At 38.5% G+C, this 16205-nt stretch carries 15 protein-coding genes; 5 read left to right on the forward strand and 10 right to left on the reverse strand.

Annotation, left to right across the window (positions count from 1 at the left end; translation table 11 throughout):
* Positions 1-211: 211 nt before the first annotated feature.
* The 3 genes from VB713_RS04130 (at position 212) to VB713_RS04140 (ending at position 3319) form a co-directional block, all read left to right on the forward strand.
* On the forward strand, positions 212-997 hold the full coding sequence (locus tag VB713_RS04130) for an HAD family hydrolase (RefSeq protein ID WP_323310317.1): 786 nt from the start codon (positions 212-214) through the stop codon (positions 995-997).
* 167 nt (positions 998-1164) lie between these two features.
* Positions 1165-2340 (forward strand): DNA double-strand break repair nuclease NurA, encoded by a 1176-nt coding sequence (locus VB713_RS04135; RefSeq protein ID WP_323310318.1) that lies wholly within the window; start codon positions 1165-1167, stop codon positions 2338-2340.
* 73 nt (positions 2341-2413) lie between these two features.
* The gene (locus tag VB713_RS04140; protein WP_323310319.1) at positions 2414-3319 is read left to right on the forward strand and encodes a hypothetical protein; all 906 of its coding nucleotides are present in this window, start codon (positions 2414-2416) and stop codon (positions 3317-3319) included.
* A 142-nt stretch (positions 3320-3461) separates the two neighbouring features.
* On the opposite strand, the gene ychF is transcribed toward VB713_RS04140, so the two are convergent.
* Positions 3462-4553, reverse strand: a complete 1092-nt coding sequence (gene ychF / locus VB713_RS04145) for a redox-regulated ATPase YchF (protein ID WP_323310320.1) — start codon at positions 4551-4553, stop codon at positions 3462-3464.
* A gap of 38 nt (positions 4554-4591) precedes the next feature.
* Entirely contained in the window at positions 4592-4717 is a 126-nt protein-coding gene (locus tag VB713_RS04150; protein ID WP_323310321.1) for a hypothetical protein, read from the reverse strand.
* Between the two features lie 595 nt (positions 4718-5312).
* Here VB713_RS04150 and VB713_RS04155 point away from each other — a divergent pair.
* Positions 5313-7004: an MBL fold metallo-hydrolase gene (locus VB713_RS04155; RefSeq protein ID WP_323310322.1), complete on the forward strand. Its 1692-nt coding sequence runs from the start codon at positions 5313-5315 to the stop codon at positions 7002-7004.
* Positions 7005-7015: 11 nt separating this feature from the next.
* Here VB713_RS04155 and VB713_RS04160 read toward each other — a convergent pair whose 3' ends face one another.
* The 8 genes from VB713_RS04160 to VB713_RS04195 form a co-directional block, all read right to left on the reverse strand.
* Positions 7016-7342, reverse strand: a complete 327-nt coding sequence (locus VB713_RS04160) for a DUF6679 family protein (RefSeq protein WP_015215395.1) — start codon at positions 7340-7342, stop codon at positions 7016-7018.
* A 221-nt stretch (positions 7343-7563) separates the two neighbouring features.
* Positions 7564-7716 carry a hypothetical protein gene (locus VB713_RS04165; RefSeq protein WP_323310386.1) on the reverse strand — a complete coding sequence of 51 codons (153 nt, stop codon included), beginning with the start codon at positions 7714-7716 and terminating at the stop codon, positions 7564-7566.
* Between the two features lie 632 nt (positions 7717-8348).
* Positions 8349-8576, reverse strand: coding sequence for a hypothetical protein (locus tag VB713_RS04170; protein WP_323310385.1), 228 nt, complete (start codon positions 8574-8576; stop codon positions 8349-8351).
* A 304-nt stretch (positions 8577-8880) separates the two neighbouring features.
* Entirely contained in the window at positions 8881-9669 is a 789-nt protein-coding gene (locus VB713_RS04175; RefSeq protein WP_323310323.1) for a Nif3-like dinuclear metal center hexameric protein, read from the reverse strand.
* A 166-nt stretch (positions 9670-9835) separates the two neighbouring features.
* On the reverse strand, positions 9836-11188 hold the full coding sequence (locus tag VB713_RS04180) for a protein kinase domain-containing protein (RefSeq protein ID WP_323310324.1): 1353 nt from the start codon (positions 11186-11188) through the stop codon (positions 9836-9838).
* 177 nt (positions 11189-11365) lie between these two features.
* Positions 11366-11779 carry a secondary thiamine-phosphate synthase enzyme YjbQ gene (locus VB713_RS04185; RefSeq protein ID WP_323310325.1) on the reverse strand — a complete coding sequence of 138 codons (414 nt, stop codon included), beginning with the start codon at positions 11777-11779 and terminating at the stop codon, positions 11366-11368.
* A 181-nt stretch (positions 11780-11960) separates the two neighbouring features.
* Positions 11961-13043 carry a glycosyl transferase gene (locus VB713_RS04190; RefSeq protein WP_323310326.1) on the reverse strand — a complete coding sequence of 361 codons (1083 nt, stop codon included), beginning with the start codon at positions 13041-13043 and terminating at the stop codon, positions 11961-11963.
* Between the two features lie 201 nt (positions 13044-13244).
* Positions 13245-14402 (reverse strand): aminotransferase class V-fold PLP-dependent enzyme, encoded by a 1158-nt coding sequence (locus VB713_RS04195; RefSeq protein ID WP_323310327.1) that lies wholly within the window; start codon positions 14400-14402, stop codon positions 13245-13247.
* 303 nt (positions 14403-14705) lie between these two features.
* On the opposite strand from VB713_RS04195, the gene VB713_RS04200 reads away from it, so the two are divergent.
* Positions 14706-16166 carry a TM0106 family RecB-like putative nuclease gene (locus VB713_RS04200; RefSeq protein WP_323310328.1) on the forward strand — a complete coding sequence of 487 codons (1461 nt, stop codon included), beginning with the start codon at positions 14706-14708 and terminating at the stop codon, positions 16164-16166.
* Positions 16167-16205 lie beyond the last annotated feature (39 nt).

Raw genomic sequence — 16205 nt, forward strand, 5'->3', positions numbered from 1 at the left:
TATTTTCTCAAATTATTGCCACATCTCATCTTCAACCCCCTTGTCACCCGTTAAGATATTTCTCAACCAGTTTACTAATATAAAGAAAATAAGTATAAATGCTTATTTAAAGTAACTTGTATTTTTGGCAGCACTGCCTATGTTAGCTTGTATACCTAATTTTGTATAAAGAATACGATAAGCTAAAAAAGCAGTTTTCGTCCTCAAAACAATGACAGCAAATAGTCCTACGATATTAGCCTTAGATTTTGATGGAGTGATTTGCGATGGATTAATTGAATATTTTGAGGTGGCATGGCGTACCTACTGTCAAATTTGGTCATCTGCTAACGACACACCACCGGATGATTTAGCTTTAAGATTCTATCGCTTGCGTCCTGTAATTGAAACCGGTTGGGAAATGCCTATTTTAATTAAAGCCTTAATTGAGGGTTTTTCTGATGATAAAATTTTGCAAGAATGGGCAAATATTACTCCTCAGATTTTAGGCGCAGATAACTTAGATGCAAAAGAAGTTGCTAAAAAACTTGATACCTTGCGAGATGAATGGATAGCTACAGATTTAGACGGTTGGTTAAGTTTACATAAATTCTATCCAGGGGTGATAGAAAGACTAAAAATGACTCTTGTTGGTGGAGTCAATTTATACATTGTCACTACTAAGGAAGGGCGTTTTGTCAAGCAATTATTACAAAGAGAAGGAGTTGATTTATCACCTGATTCTATTTTTGGGAAGGAAGTCAAACGCCCAAAATATGAAACTTTGCGAGAATTAATTGAGAAAGCAAATACCAAACCAGTGAGTTTGTGGTTTGTTGAAGATAGACTGAAAACATTACAACTAGTCCAAAAGCAATCAGACTTAGATCATGTCCAACTTTTCTTAGCAGATTGGGGTTATAATACTCAACCAGAAAGGGAAGCAGGAGAAGATGATTCACGTATTCAGGTAATATCACTTTCTCAGTTTTCTCAAGATTTCTCTAAGTGGATTTAATAAATTCAATCTGTTGCGAAATATGCCCTCAGACTATTAGTCTGGGGCTATATAAACCAAGCCAGCCTCCACAGAGTGAAAATTAAAGAATCAAAATCAAATCAAAATCATTAGTTATTGTTTTAATAGTTAGAATTACAAATATTCAGAATTTAGTCTTTATTTTTATGCTTGATTTAACAAAATTAGCGCGACAAATGCAAGGCTTAAGTCAGCATCTTTCCTCAGAAGTTGCTGAAAGTAATCGGCGGTTAGAATTGGCAAAACAAAATTTAAAACAAGCGTTTGAATGTCAACAAGAATTAATTGAACGGCAAGAAAAATGGCGCGATCGCATCCTCTTTGCTAATGCTACACCAATTGAACCCCTAAAAACCTGTATTGATATCTCTATCCCTCCTAAAGTTCATACCGTCATCGCTACAGATGGTTCACAAATTGCCCCTAATCATCACGAAATTGCCTATTGTTATTTACTAAATATCGGTAGAGTTGTTTTACATTATGGTCAAAATCGCCACCCCTTACTAGATAGTTTACCGGAGGTATTTTATCGCCCAGAAGATTTATATATCGCCCGTCAGTGGGGTTTAAGAACCGAAGAATGGATGAGTCATCGCCGTACTGCTTCAGAAACTACGGTATTGGCAGAATTAGCTTGTAGTGTAAAAACAGAAGCACCAGCTTTAGCAATGGTGGATGGTTCTTTAATTTACTGGTTTTTAGATCAATTACCGATAGATGCCCGCGATCGCATTTTGCCCCCCATCTTAGAAGCCTGGCAACAAATGCGTCAAGCCCAAATTCCCATCATGGGCTATCTTAGCGCCTCTCGCAATATCGACTCCATGAACTTTTTACGGTTGTTAGCTTGTCCCCATCCAGTACCCGATTGCATCACTCATTGCCCTAACCAATTAGAATATGTACCCTGTAAAATATTTGACTCCTTACGCGATACATCACTATGGGCAACCCAACTCCAACCAGGACAACGTGGCCCCCTATGGCGTAGCAATAACCGAATTTTAGAATTATACGCAGACCAAACCATTTATTTTTGTCACGTTAATGTAGGTGCAGAAATTGCTCGGATAGAAATTCCTGTTTGGGTAGCAGAAAACACAGCTATGCTCGACCAAGCACTAGGATTAATGTTGGCACAAGTTCAAAAAGGATATGGCTACCCTGTAGCGATCGCAGAAGCACACAACCAGGCTGTAGTCAGAGGTGGTGATAGAAACCATTTCTTTGCCCTTTTGGAAAGAGAAATGATTAAAGCAGGCATCAAAAATGTTGGAACCTCCTACAAAGAAGCGAGAAAGAGAGGAAGTATTGCTTAATAAAATCGCCTTGAACCTTCCTAATAATTTCTCTGAGTTTGGTATGATGAAAAATCTACTTAGATAAATCAATATGCCGAAATTTATCAGATTAATTATCATGATAGTAGTTTTGGGTAGATTACTATTAATATCTCAACAAGTTTTTGCACAAACTTGGATACCTGTACGTGGTGGAATTCCCTTTGGTATTAGTGGCATGGCTTTGATAAATCAGAAAAATGATCAACTAGATTTTTTAATTGTCCATGACAACAAAAAAGCAAATCAAGGACGTTTAGCAATTATTAGTTTTCACGGTAAAAATCAACCCAAATATTTCCCCTTAAATTGGCAAAAAAATATTAAACTACCTATAGATTTAGAGTCATTAACATCTATTCCAGATACCAATAACTCTGATTTTATTGCTGCCGATAGTCAAGGCAAAGCTTATCATATCCAGCTAGACGCTAATAAAAAAAATATTTATCTTTTAAAAGAATTTGATTTACCAGAAATTACCAAAGATAGTAATTTTGAATCTTTCTGTTTACAAAAAATTGATAATCAATTAATCGCAGTTTGGGGACATCGTGGAGAAAGTGAACAACCAGCAAAAATTTATTGGGGAAAATTAAATTTAACTAAATATCAAATTACTAATGTAGGTTCAGCTAATTTTAAAGTACCTTTTCCTGATGGTAATGTTCGCCATATTTCCGATCTGAAAATAGACTCAGCCGGTATTATTTACATCACCTCAGCTAACGATTCTGGAGATGATGGGCCTTTTCAATCTGCTGTTTACATTGCTGGTTATTTAGCATTACGTGATAATCAAATAGAATGGCGACAAAATCAGCAACTTTTCTCTATTTACCGCGATCATTATCACAAAATTGAAGCCCTGGAACTTCTCCCAGGTGCAGTCGGTGGAATAATTCTGGGAACAGATGATGAAAATATGGGTTCTTCAGTCTATATCATAGGTGAATAATAAAAATATAGCATTCCCAAAATTGTGAAAATTCTTTTTTCAACCACAGAGACGCAGAGAACGCAGAGAAAAAAATTAAATTTACTAGCGTTAACTATGAATTTGACCTTTGCGTCTTTGCGTCTTTGCGTGAGATTTTTATCTACACATTAAACCGGAATAATAATACATCTCCTTCTTGCACAATATACTCTTTACCTTCACTTCTCACCAAACCTTTTTCTTTCGCAGCATTCATAGAACCATGTGTTACTAAATCATGATAAGCAACAGTCTCAGCGCGAATAAATCCCCTCTCAAAATCAGAGTGAATAACACCTGCTGCTTGAGGTGCAGACATTCCAGCGTTAATTGTCCAAGCACGGGTTTCTTTCGGACCACAGGTGAAATAAGTCCGCAAACCTAACAGAGCATAAGTTGCACGAATTAAAGATTTTAAACCGCCTTCTTTCACACCCAAAGATTCCAGAAAATCAGCTTTATCTGCTTCTGGTAATTCCACTAATTCCGCTTCCACCTGTGCAGAAACAATCACAACTTGGGCTTTTTCTTGAGCCGCAACTTCTCGTACTCTTTCAACAAAATCATTACCTGTTGCTAAATCATCTTCAGACACATTAGCAGCATAGATAATTGGTTTATTGGTCAGAAGTCCCAAGCCTTTAATAATTTCAACTTCTTCTTCATTCAAACTTACTTGCCGAACAGATTTACCTTCATTTAAAGCCGCAGCTAATTTTTCCAAGACAGTAATTTCAAATTGTGCATCTTTGCTAGTGCGTGCTAGTTTGCGAGTTCTGTCAATACGGCGTTCAATTTGGAATAAATCAGATAAACCCAATTCTAAATTAATGATTTCAATATCTCTCGCTGGGTCCACAGAACCAGCAACGTGAATGATATCATCATTTTCAAAACAACGTACAACATGAACAATGGCATCAACTTCTCGAATGTGCGATAAAAATTGATTACCCAGCCCTTCACCCTGACTTGCACCTTTCACCAAACCAGCGATATCTACAAACTCCACCCGCGCAGGGACAGTTTGTACTGAAGTGGCAATTTTGGCAAGAACATTTAACCGGTCATCTGGTACTGAGACAATGCCAACATTCGGTTCAATGGTGCAAAATGGGAAATTAGCTGCTTCGGCTTTAGCATTAGCCACTACAGCATTAAATAAAGTAGATTTTCCGACGTTGGGAAGTCCGACAATTCCGGCTCTTAGCATTTTAGGTTTTGGATGTTGGTTTCAATTACCAAGATAATTCAAACAGGTTTAGGAATGGTTTGGGGAATTTTTCCGGGAACCGCTTGAGGAATTTTAGCAAAAACTGGTGCTGATTCTTTCAGAGCTTGCACTTTGGAGATGGAAATATAGGTTTCCTGATACAAGCTACTGGATTTATGCAGAATTTGTTAAAAAAGTTTAAAATCCAAACTGCGGTAATTATACTTATTGCCCAATTTTCTCAAGCATAGTAAAGATTTTCTAGTGATTCCACATCAAGACAGAATCATACTATTAATATAAAAAGGTCTTGAATCAAGGATGGTAAACAGATGGATGTCAAGCTGATTTTAGTGGTATTAACAGTTGTATTTACCTTTGCGTGCTTATTTTTCGGCACGAAAAATGGATTTTATGATTCAGACAACTATCATGGCAACGGTTCTGCACATTGATAATAAGTGATGATCATAATCCCGCCAAACTCAGGCACAAAAAATTTAACTGTAGGTTGAGTTAAGCCTTTTCCTGTGGGCATCAACAAAAATGCCGTTACTCAGATAGAGTTTACAACTATCTTATTTGCGGTGCTAGTCTAGATAAAGACTTGAATGCCGCAATTAATCTATCAAAGGCGGCTGGTTTAGTCGTGTCTGCCTGTGGACGGGGTTCAATACCGACAGTCCCGGAAGAAGCAGGAAATAAACCTCAATGTCTGGATAATTCCAGTGTTGGATTAGTTTTATGGAGCAGGAGAGCATGAGGAATGATCTGTCGGTATCCTCTCGCCCTGATGCTGGGGAAACAGCTAATGAATTAGAATGCTTGCCCTATAGTGTTCAGCATCAAGATGAAGGTGTATGTCTACTAGTGCGAATGGGTCCACACCGCATATTGTTAGATTGTGGTTTGGCGGATATTTCATCCCTGTCTAAGGGAATTACTAAATCAGCGCAGAGGGGTAGTTCACCATTACCAGCCGATTTAGTGTTAATTAGTCATGCTCATCCAGATCATGCCAGAGGTTTGTTGGCGCTAAATCAAGCTTTTCCGCTGTTGCCTATCTATGCTAGTGAGGTGACTAGCAAGTTATTACCGTTAAATTGGCCTGAACAATATCCTCAAGCAATTCCTTCATTATGTCAGGCGCTACCTTTGCAATCACCTATAGAAATTCAAGAGAATCTTGTAGTAGAATTATTTCCCGCAGGTCATTTGCCCGGTGCTGTGGCTATTCTCCTCACCTACCACACCCAAAACCGTGATTACAAATTACTTTACACAGGTGATTTCTTTTTATCCAACTCTAGATTAGTCGAGGGGTTACGTTTAGAGGAATTGCGGGGTTTAAATTTAGATGTGCTGTTAATTGAAGGTAGTTATGGCACATCCCGTCATCCCCACCGACGCAACCAAGAAAATCAACTAGCAGAAAGAATCAATCGAGCAATTACTGATCATTGTTCTGTGATTTTACCCACACCAGCTTTAGGATTAGGTCAAGAATTGTTGATGCTGTTACGCTCTCATCACCATTTTACAGGTAAAGACTTAGACATTTGGGTTGATGGTGCGGTTGCTACTGGTTGTGATGCCTATTTAGAACTGTTATCCCATCTGCCGCCATCAGTCCAGAATTTTGCCCGTCATCAACCTTTATTTTGGGATGAACGAGTACGGCCTCGTGTGCGACGATTAAAAGTAGAAAATTTGATGACTTTAGGTAGCTCACCTTGTATTGTTCTCACCGATTCCACAGCGGATTTGAGTAAATATTGTCAACCTAATACTGGCCCTTGGCTAATTCTTTTACCAGAAAAAATTGATATAAAAGTTAATCAAGAATATTTAGCAAAAACTACTCTTGACAGTTATCTTTTGGCTCAACATAGTGATGGTCCTGGGACAACTCAGCTAATTCACAATTTACGACCCCAGCACGTCGTTTTTGTCCACGGTTCACCTGCTTACTTAGCGGATCTAACTGGTTTAGAAGAGTTACAAAATCGTTATCATGTCCATTCTCCCGCAGCTGGCATTTTGGTAGAATTACCAATTGGGGAAACATTTTTACAACCTTCTGCACCTGAAACTAATTATGAAGGTGAGTTGACGGAGCTAGAGGCTGTAATTACAATCACTCTCCCGGATACGATTATAGATGATCCTCGTTGGCAGCAATTTGCTGATACTGGTTTAATAGAAGCCCGTTGGCAGGGGGAAGAAATAGTATTACGGGGTTTGTCACAACGAGAACTACTTAACCAAAATAGCGTTGATGCAGACCGTCGTAAGCATCGCTATGCCTTGTCTGATCTAGAATGTTGTGGAACTTGCCGATACCAAAGAGGGCAACGGTGTTGGAATCCCGCCGCCCCGTTATATAACTTCAAAGTTACCCTTGAAGGTTACTGCCCTGCCTTTGAGAGCCTATCTAGTCATGAATCCTGAATCAATCTGAATTATTGATATTCCCCTGACTCTGGATTTAAGTCAGTGTAATGGTTACGGATACGTTCCGCTTCAGGACAATCTTCTGTTGTGAGAGGTTCCACGTTACCCCGTGGTACGGAAGCTAATTTTTGCGTTACAGCGCCAATGCTTTCTAGGCGAACCATCTCTTCCCAAGAACAAACTTCGTCTTCTTCGTCTGTTTCATAGCGTAGAGTCACTAAATCACCCTCTATATCGATGATGCGGGCCCGCTCTATCCAGCGTTGCTGATCCCGCAAAAAAACACATACCTCCCGCCCGTCGCAACACAGTTGATAAATCTTGCGGTGTAGCATGTACTGCTTCTGCCTTTTTAAACAACGTAGTTAAACTTTTCAAAATCTGGGTCTGACACCAGTTACGATACACCCTCAAGAGGTCAATTTCACGGTTCAGAATTATTGTGTTTATTGACCCGATCCAACAACTCGGTTGTAGTAGTTTGGATATAGGGAAATCTTGGGTCATAAACCAATGGTTACTGCGTCAGTTGAACTTAATCTCTTTTGGGCTTATTTTAGACAATGTCTACTTCATAGAAGTCAAACATTTCTGGAGTTGTCCTAACCAGGTGAATATGTGGTGGTGTTTCCTTACTACCATCATGTAATAAATAGTACTGCAAAACAAGCGATGATTGCGGTTGTTTGAGTTGCCTACTTGTAGTCATTGGCATTTCTAGGAAGTCTGGGGACTTGGCTTTAGTTCTAACCCTAATGTACTTGATCTTAACTCATTCTCAGGCTGACCTTCATGGTTTTAAACAACAATCACCGAATAGTTTTAATTTTTTATTTGTAATCTGAAATAATACAGGTGTATTTTGCTTGATAACAACCACTTACAGGGATGAAAAGCGATAAATTATTCTGTAGGATAGGCAACCTGTCAGGGTCAAAAATATTGGAAATTGGGAGATTTTTTATTTAGAAGTCCCGGATAGTGATTTTAGAGGGGTTCACTAGGAATCGTTTTGCTTACCATACTGTAGACAAAACTCAGTGGTAGTATTGTTGCTGCTTAAAAACTTAGAGATTTTTATATTTTTAGTGACTCTGTAGTAAGTAAAATTTTAAAGCAGGTGAGATCCATGCCTACCCTACAATAAAGGCATCGTTAAAATGTTTGATATGAGTAATCAGTAGTAGTGCAAAATAAATTGCACATTTTGGGAAGGGAACTCTTAACAGGGAACAGAACAAGATTCCAGGGATTTCTATTTTTCGGGAAAATGTATAATTAATTTTGCCGAGGTACTTAAACGCCAAAATTTGAGCAAGACTAGCCTCATGTCCAGTTTTATCAGACATTTACTTGCTTAGATTTGTTGAAAGCGGGTAATCCCATCAGGTTCTTAGAGGAAGCTTCTCGTTTTATTTGACCTGTGTGGATTGCTTCGTATAGGGCTGCAAGAGCTTTTAAATCATCTGACTGATAGCACCTAGTCACCAGTACTTGATGGAGTAAACCCTCTGATTCAACACTAAGATATCCAGTTTGGAAGGCAGATGCGATGAGTGTACGAATCATAAATAAATAGGGCATAACAAATAATTTGTCATTTATAGTCTGTGACACTTGCTTCCTAAAAGCATTGATATGGGACAGGTTTACTAGTGATTATAATTACATTTATACTGTGATCTGAATCACAAATAAAAAAACAAAATCTTGTTATGTATGACTTTCACTCTAGGTGCGTAGTATACCAGTGTAGCTATTTAGACGATAATATGTCAATAGGTTGAATATTAGCCTTGTATTTAATAATACTTAAATTGGAGTGTGTTTTTTTAAATTAGTATTTAAAAGCACAAAGTGCTAAAAGATTTAATCAAGGTAAAAACTGGCGGAAATCTTCATCCTTTTGACTCAATTGCACCCAATCTAAGTTGAGTAACTGGAATTTTTGTACCAAGCGATCGCACGCTGGGCGTTCAGTGGCATAATGTCCAGCATCAATTAAAATCAGTTCCCTATCTCTACTTTCTTGGAATTGATGAAATTTACAATCAGCGGTGAGATATGCCTGGGCTTTGGTTTTCACAACTGCGGAAATAAAACCAGCCCCCGAACCTCCCAAAACAGCAACTCGTGAAATCTGCTGTTGTAAATCAGCCGTAGGGGAAAAAATCAACTTTGGTGGGTTAAGTTGAGCTTGAATAGTGCTGAGTAATGACTGCAATGTTAAAGATGGTTCTAGCATTCCCACACGTCCATATCCTAAACCAGCTTGGGTGGGAACTATGGGAGATACTGCTTGCAGGTGTAACATTTGTGCTAGAACATCCGCTGTGCCATCATTTACCTGGTCAAAATTTGTATGGGCGCTGTAGATACCGATATTGTGGATAAAAGCTAACCGTGCCATTTCCGTCAACCCTTCCCCACTGCGTAGAGATTTAAGGGGATTAAAAATGAGGGGATGATGGGCAAAAATCAGATTAGCATTGCTAGATATTGCCTCTTGCATTACTGCTAAAGTTGGCGTTAAACACACCAATACTCTTGCTTCTTCCTCCAACATACCAGGCTCAATCTGCCAACCGCAATTATCCCAATTTTCACACCAAGCAGGATTTGCCCATTCTTCAAACCAGGTGATTAAATCAGCAATTTTCATAGATATTCTAGGTATACTATAGGTAATTATACATAAATTTGATTATATAGTAATCGCAACCTAATTCCTACCCTTGGAAATATAATGATTATTTCCCGTTCTTACTATATGAAGTGAGATTATTTTTGATCTTGCGTTGAGAGACACAAAAAAAGTAATTAACGAACTATTTCATACTTTTAATCAACTCCTGCTTAAACTCATCCGCTGTTTGAAAAGTAATTTGCGGCTTCTCCACCAAGGCTAAATCTATTACTTCCGCTAACTTTTTAGGTATAGTGTTATTACGCTTACGAATAGGTACAGGATCATTTTGCAATACCGCCAACCAAGGATCACCAGTAAAATCCCTGGGGAAATAACCTGTTAACATATTATACAAACAAGCAGCTGTTGCCCAAACATCAACTTCTGGTAATGCGTGCTTAAAATCTAACACCTGTTGACGTGGTATAAATGCAGGTGTACCCATTTGAGATCCTGTCAAAGTTTGACCGCTTAACCCGGCTAAGTCAAAAGCTTTATCTAAACCATAATCCCCTATTTTTGCTACTATTTTATCATTGATATTGGTGATCAAAATATTGTTGGGATTTAAATCACGGTGAACCAAACCTTTGCCTTTTCCTAGTTTTCCATCAGCTGATTCAACATAAGGAATTTCCGCTTGATGAGCATATATCAAACCATCGAGAACTTGGAGAATTATTTCTACAGCAATATTAACAGGTAAACGCCATCCTAACTTTTGCATGAAATCCCAAATATTCCCACTTTCACAATATTCCATTGTAAAAAAGAAAGTTTTTTCAGCAAAACCATAATCTAGTAATTGTACTACATGGGAATTTTTTAAACATTTGGTATTTTCTACTTCCTGTAGAAACTTCTGTACACCTCGTTCCTGACTATTAACCGCAGGTAACATTACCTTTAGCGCCATAAACTTTCTAGCCTGGCTATGTTGTGCTAAAAATACTTCACCAAACCCACCTTTACCAAGAGATCTAACCAATTGATAACCGGATATCGCTTGCAGGTTTTGATCACCACTTGCGGCTAATCCTAGTAAGTGTTGAAGAATATTTAAACAATTAGGTTTTACTTCTTCTTGAAGTATCTTGGGTGTTTTTGTGATTTCTGATGCTTCTACTTCTACACCGACTACACCGACTTTAAAAAGAGTATCACCCAATTTAATTTCATCACCATCTTGTAAATCATATTCTGGAAAATTTAACCTTAAACCTTCTTGTGCAGTTTGATTACGTTTTCTTTGACCGATTTTTTCATTATTAACAAAAGTGCCATTTAAACTCCCCAAGTCTCGTAACCGAATATCTGGAGGATTAATATCTAGTAAGCAGTGATAACGGGAAATAGTCATATCAATTTCTTTGGCTAATTGCAGGTTGCAATCATGATTTCTGCCAATGATACAAGTACTGCGAGATTCAAAAATATACTGCTTTCCAGAAAATTTACCTTGGGTGATAGTGAGAGTAACTTTAGGTGACATGGGAAAGATTATAAATTATGGTTAAATAAATGTGAGGTAACAATTTTGTAGTCAACCATTTATTGCTCTACTGGTATCATAATTGTACAATATGTAGCCAGGGATGAGCTTTTATTAAGTTTAATGAATTAAGGTAAGTGCATAAATATTATGAGTTTATGAAGTTTAAAACAAACTCTAACTAGAAATATGTACTACCAATTCTCTGGTATGATTATGCTGGCGGTGTTCCCAAATATAAATACCTTGCCATGTTCCCAATACTAAATAACCATTATTAATAGGAATGCTTTCAGAAGTATGAGTTAATACTGTGCGGATATGTCCTGGCATATCATCTTTACCTTCAGCATCATGGATATAATGATTATCTTCTGGTACTAATTTAGCCATGAAATTTGCTAAATCTATTAGTACATCAGGATCGGCATTTTCTTGAATGACTAAACTGGCTGAAGTGTGACGTAAAAACAATGTGCAGAGTCCAATTTTTACCCCAGATTCTGCAACTATGGCAGCAATTTTTGAGGTAATATTTTGAAAAGATTTGCCAGTTGTGGAAATTTTTAGTAATTTTTGGTGATGTGTCATTGGTAATTGCTAACTGGGTGAGAACATATAGTATACTGCAAACGGGTGGAATCTAGACTTATGTGATACTAAGCATAACTTTAGCACAGCACCGTGCTAATGCCAATTTAAGCATAATCATCAAACCCAGACACCAAAATACTTTCAAATCTATTCCCTGTTCCCTGCTATTTAAATTCATTTAAATTGACTGAAAATAATTTATCACAGCGTTGGCTATGGTTTCATTGCCATCTTTGGCTATTGGTTGGGATTGGTTTGGTGGTTGGGGTGAGTCATGAAGAAAGTCCCAGTTTCCTTGAAAAAACTCTGTTGGAGTGAGAATTTGATGATGGTTGTAATTCTTTATTCCCGCTAATAGCAAAGCAGCTTCTGCAAAGTCATCACGGGGTATGGTAACTATAGGTATTTCTAGACGGGTAGCTTCTGCAAAAGTGCTATAACCAGGTTTAGAAACAACTCGTCCACAAATTGGCATAAAATCTACAGGACGATATTGACGATTTTGAACTTTAATTAAATTAGGTAAATCTGGTGCTGCGGCATCAAAGGTGATGAATTGCCAATCAAGGAATTGACTGACGTTATGATAAGGAATTGCTTGTAAACCCAAACCCCCAAAAGTGAGTAATATAGTTTTTTCTGGTGGTGCAGTTATTCCCCAAGTTCTGCGTATTTCATCGGTGGAGAAGTGGGGAGAACCACCTGTTAAACCGATATCTATTATATTAGGGAAAGCCGACATGGGTTCATGGAAGGGAAGACGAAACAAGCGATCGCTTTTAGTATACCAATCACTAATCCAATCAGCAATTTCTATAAATTCTCCTCCCCAATTTCGATAAATAAAATCCCAACTGAAGTTACTTGTCATCCAACAGGGGATATTTGCAGCTTTCGCAAACCCAGCAGCGAGAAAAGGAATATCTGCCAAGATGAGATTAACACGATTTTGACGGATAAAATTAACTTCAGATGCAATTAAAGAATTTTGCTTTTTTTTAATTTCCTGTAATTTTGCTAAGGTTGCTGGTTTATCCATTGTCAAACTATCAGTTTGCACTACTCCTAAATCAAATGCACGTTGACGGAGGATAAAATCACCTTTTATATAAGATTCTAACAGCCATCGAGGTGCAGTTGTGACGAAAATTAGTAGCACTTCTGGACATAATTTTTGAATTGTTGCGGCTATTGATGCGGTGCGGGTACTATGACCAAAGCCGTGATTGGTGATGGCTATATATAAAATTGGGCGTTTCATGGTTATTTTGGTTTCGTTTACCTCGGAGGATGTTTTAAAAATAGTTTGTCATTTCTTCATTTCTCAACAAAAGAATATGGATTAAATAAACCGCAAAGACGCGTTCACGAAGTGTCTCGAAGAGAAGGACGCAAAGGAAGAAGGAAGAAGAAGGAAGAAGAAGATTTGTAATTTTACATTTACTTGTGTGGGAGTATCAATCTATAGACGAGAAAACATTTTGATGACTTTGATTAATTGGTCAATTTCTGATTCTAAGGTTAAGTAATGAACGCTGACGCGGATACAATTAGGATTGGCAATTACTCTAGTTAATATTTTTTGTGATTCTAAAAATTGTACTAAATTTCCATGAGGTTGATTATTGATAAGTTGAAAAGACACTAAACCACTTTCGGGGGGTGTATTCTTTAAACATTTGACATCAGGTAATGCGGTTAAAAGTTGCCAAAGATATTCGCTATTTCTGCAAATTTGATGATATCGTTCTTCTGCTGTTCCCCATTGTTGATGGATAGCGATCGCACTCCTTAAACCCACATACAATGGAGTGGCTAAGGTTGACACTTCATATCTTCTCCCATCTGGTTGCCAATTTATCGGTTGTGCTTGATTATTGGTAATTACCCCATTTAACCCAATAAAGGTCGGTTGTAACCTTTCCCTGGTTTCCTCTCGTACATATAACCCACCCACACCCGCAGGCCCACATAACCACTTATGACCAGTGAATGCATAGAAATCTACGCCCAATTCTGTTAGATTTAAAGGGAGAACGCCCACCGATTGAGCCGCATCTACCAATAGCAGAGAATGGTTATTTCTACATATTTCTGCAATTTTGTCAATAGGTAAAACTTGACCTGTATTCCACAAAACATGACTTAAAACTACAAGCTTTGTCTTGGGGCGCAGGTTTTGGGCAATAATACTGACAGGATCGCCCTCATTTAAAGTCGCCATGAGGGGACAGGTGCTAACTTCTATAGCAAATCTACGGCTAATTTCTTTAGCAGTGGCAATAACTCCAGGGTGTTCGCAGTCTGAAAGCAGCAAATGATCGCCAGCTTGCCAGTCAATTCCCCACATTCCGATATTACAGCCAATGGTGACATTACCTGTGAGGGTTATTGTGTGGTTTGGTACATTTAATAGGGATGCGATCGCTTCCTTGGTAGCATCCATTTGAGGAGATATCCAGCGATAAGCCTCAGTTCCAAAAGGTCCGATATCCTGAATGTACGCTTGACTTTGGTTGATAGCATCCATTGCCCCTTGAGGCATTGGCCCTTGTCCGCCATAATTAAAATAAAACTTATTCGCTAAAGCTGGAAATTGTGTGCGATGGTGATGCAGCATATCAATTTTAGATTTTGGATTATGTAGCAGGAGTCGGAAGAGTTGTGAGTACCGAGTACCGAGTACCGAGTGCTTAACTCTCCTTCTTACTCGTTACTCATCGCTCTGTACTAGTTTAGTGTCTGACTTTAAATTTAGATTCTATACTTCATTGATATGCAATCTGCTGTAAATCCACCATTTAACTTGAAACCCCATATTAATTCTATTCCTCTTAATTCTATTCCCCCCTGCTCCCTGCTCCCTGCTCCCTGCCTCCTACCTCTTATCCTAAAATCCCCTAATTATTGTTAATTTAAAAGGATGTTAATTAATGCTGAACTACTATTACAATATCAACGCTGTAAACGGCGACCATATTTAGATACTCATGGGGACTATAACCAGCGAGGTGTTCCCCATGAATTGCTGGTGAAAGTGCAACAAGACAAAATCAGTCATCAGCAAAGTGTGCTAGAAAACGTGCCATATCACCAACCAGAGTATCCTCCCAGAGACTGGCAAGCAGGTGCAGCCGCCACATTAGAATTGATGCAGCAAGGGGTGGATTCCATTTATCGTGGAGTTTTATTAGCTACTTATGCTGAAGAGTACACTTTACTGAGTCGTCCAGATTTACTGATCAAACAGCGAGGAAAATCTTGCTTTGGAGACTGGTTTTATGTGCCGGTTGATATCCAACTAGGTAAACGTCCTAAACAAGAATATCAAGTTGTTGCTGCCTTTCATGCTGAAATTGCGGGGACAGTACAGGAAGTCCTACTCGAAGAAGCTTGGTTGATATTGCGAAATAAAGACTCAAATTATGTGGTGGACTTAGATAAATGGACACCGCAAATGTTGGAGATTTTGGCGGAGTATGTCCAAGTAATTGAGTCACCAGAAGCACCAGAAGTATTTATTGCCCGACAAAAATGCAATCTCTGTCACTGGTATAATCATTGTTATGCGATCGCACAATCTCAGCAACACCTCTCACTCTTACCAGGTGTCACACCCATCCGCTACACTCAACTGCAAGCACTATCTACCACCACTTTAGAAGCACTTGTGAACACCAGTCCCAGCACCTTAGAAAACCTGGTGGGATTTGATGCCGAAGTAGCAGCTAAACTGATAGTCCAAGCAAAATCAGTATTCACAAAACAGCCTTTAATCTTACCCTACACCATACCCCAAGAAAACCTCACACTGACAGCCCCCATCGAGCTATATTTTGATATTGAGGCACAACCAGACTTAAACTTAAATTACTTATTAGGGGTTTTGGTCGTCGATAGAGAAGCTAATACACAACAGTTTTATTCATTTTTAGCAGAAACACCAGCCCAAGAAGCGCTGATTTGGCAACAATTTCTGGATTTGGTTTGGCAATATCCCCAAGCGCCAATTTATCATTTTTGTGCTTACGAATTTGATACAGTTAAAAAACTAGGCAGACTTTATCGCACACCCTACTCTTCAGTTGGTCCGGTACTAGATCGCTTTGTCGATATCTATGAACAACTAATCCAAAATGTGGCTTTACCAATAGAGAGTTATGCTTTAAAAGCGATCGCACGTTGGCTAGGATTTGAGTGGCGTGATCAAGATGCTAGTGGGGCAAAATGTATTTACTGGTATGATCAATGGTTAGAAACGAGCGATCGTACCTTACTAGAACTAATCCAACGCTACAACGAAGACGACTGTCGCGCCACCCACAAAGTTAAAGATTGGCTAGTCAACTTTGTCCAGAACGAATATATCAGACTGTTAGTGTAAATCATTTACCTGATCTTCCCCGTGCTATCTTAATTTTGT

The organism is Anabaena cylindrica UHCC 0172, from assembly GCF_034931625.1.
Classification (GTDB): Bacteria; Cyanobacteriota; Cyanobacteriia; order Cyanobacteriales; family Nostocaceae; genus Anabaena; species Anabaena cylindrica_A.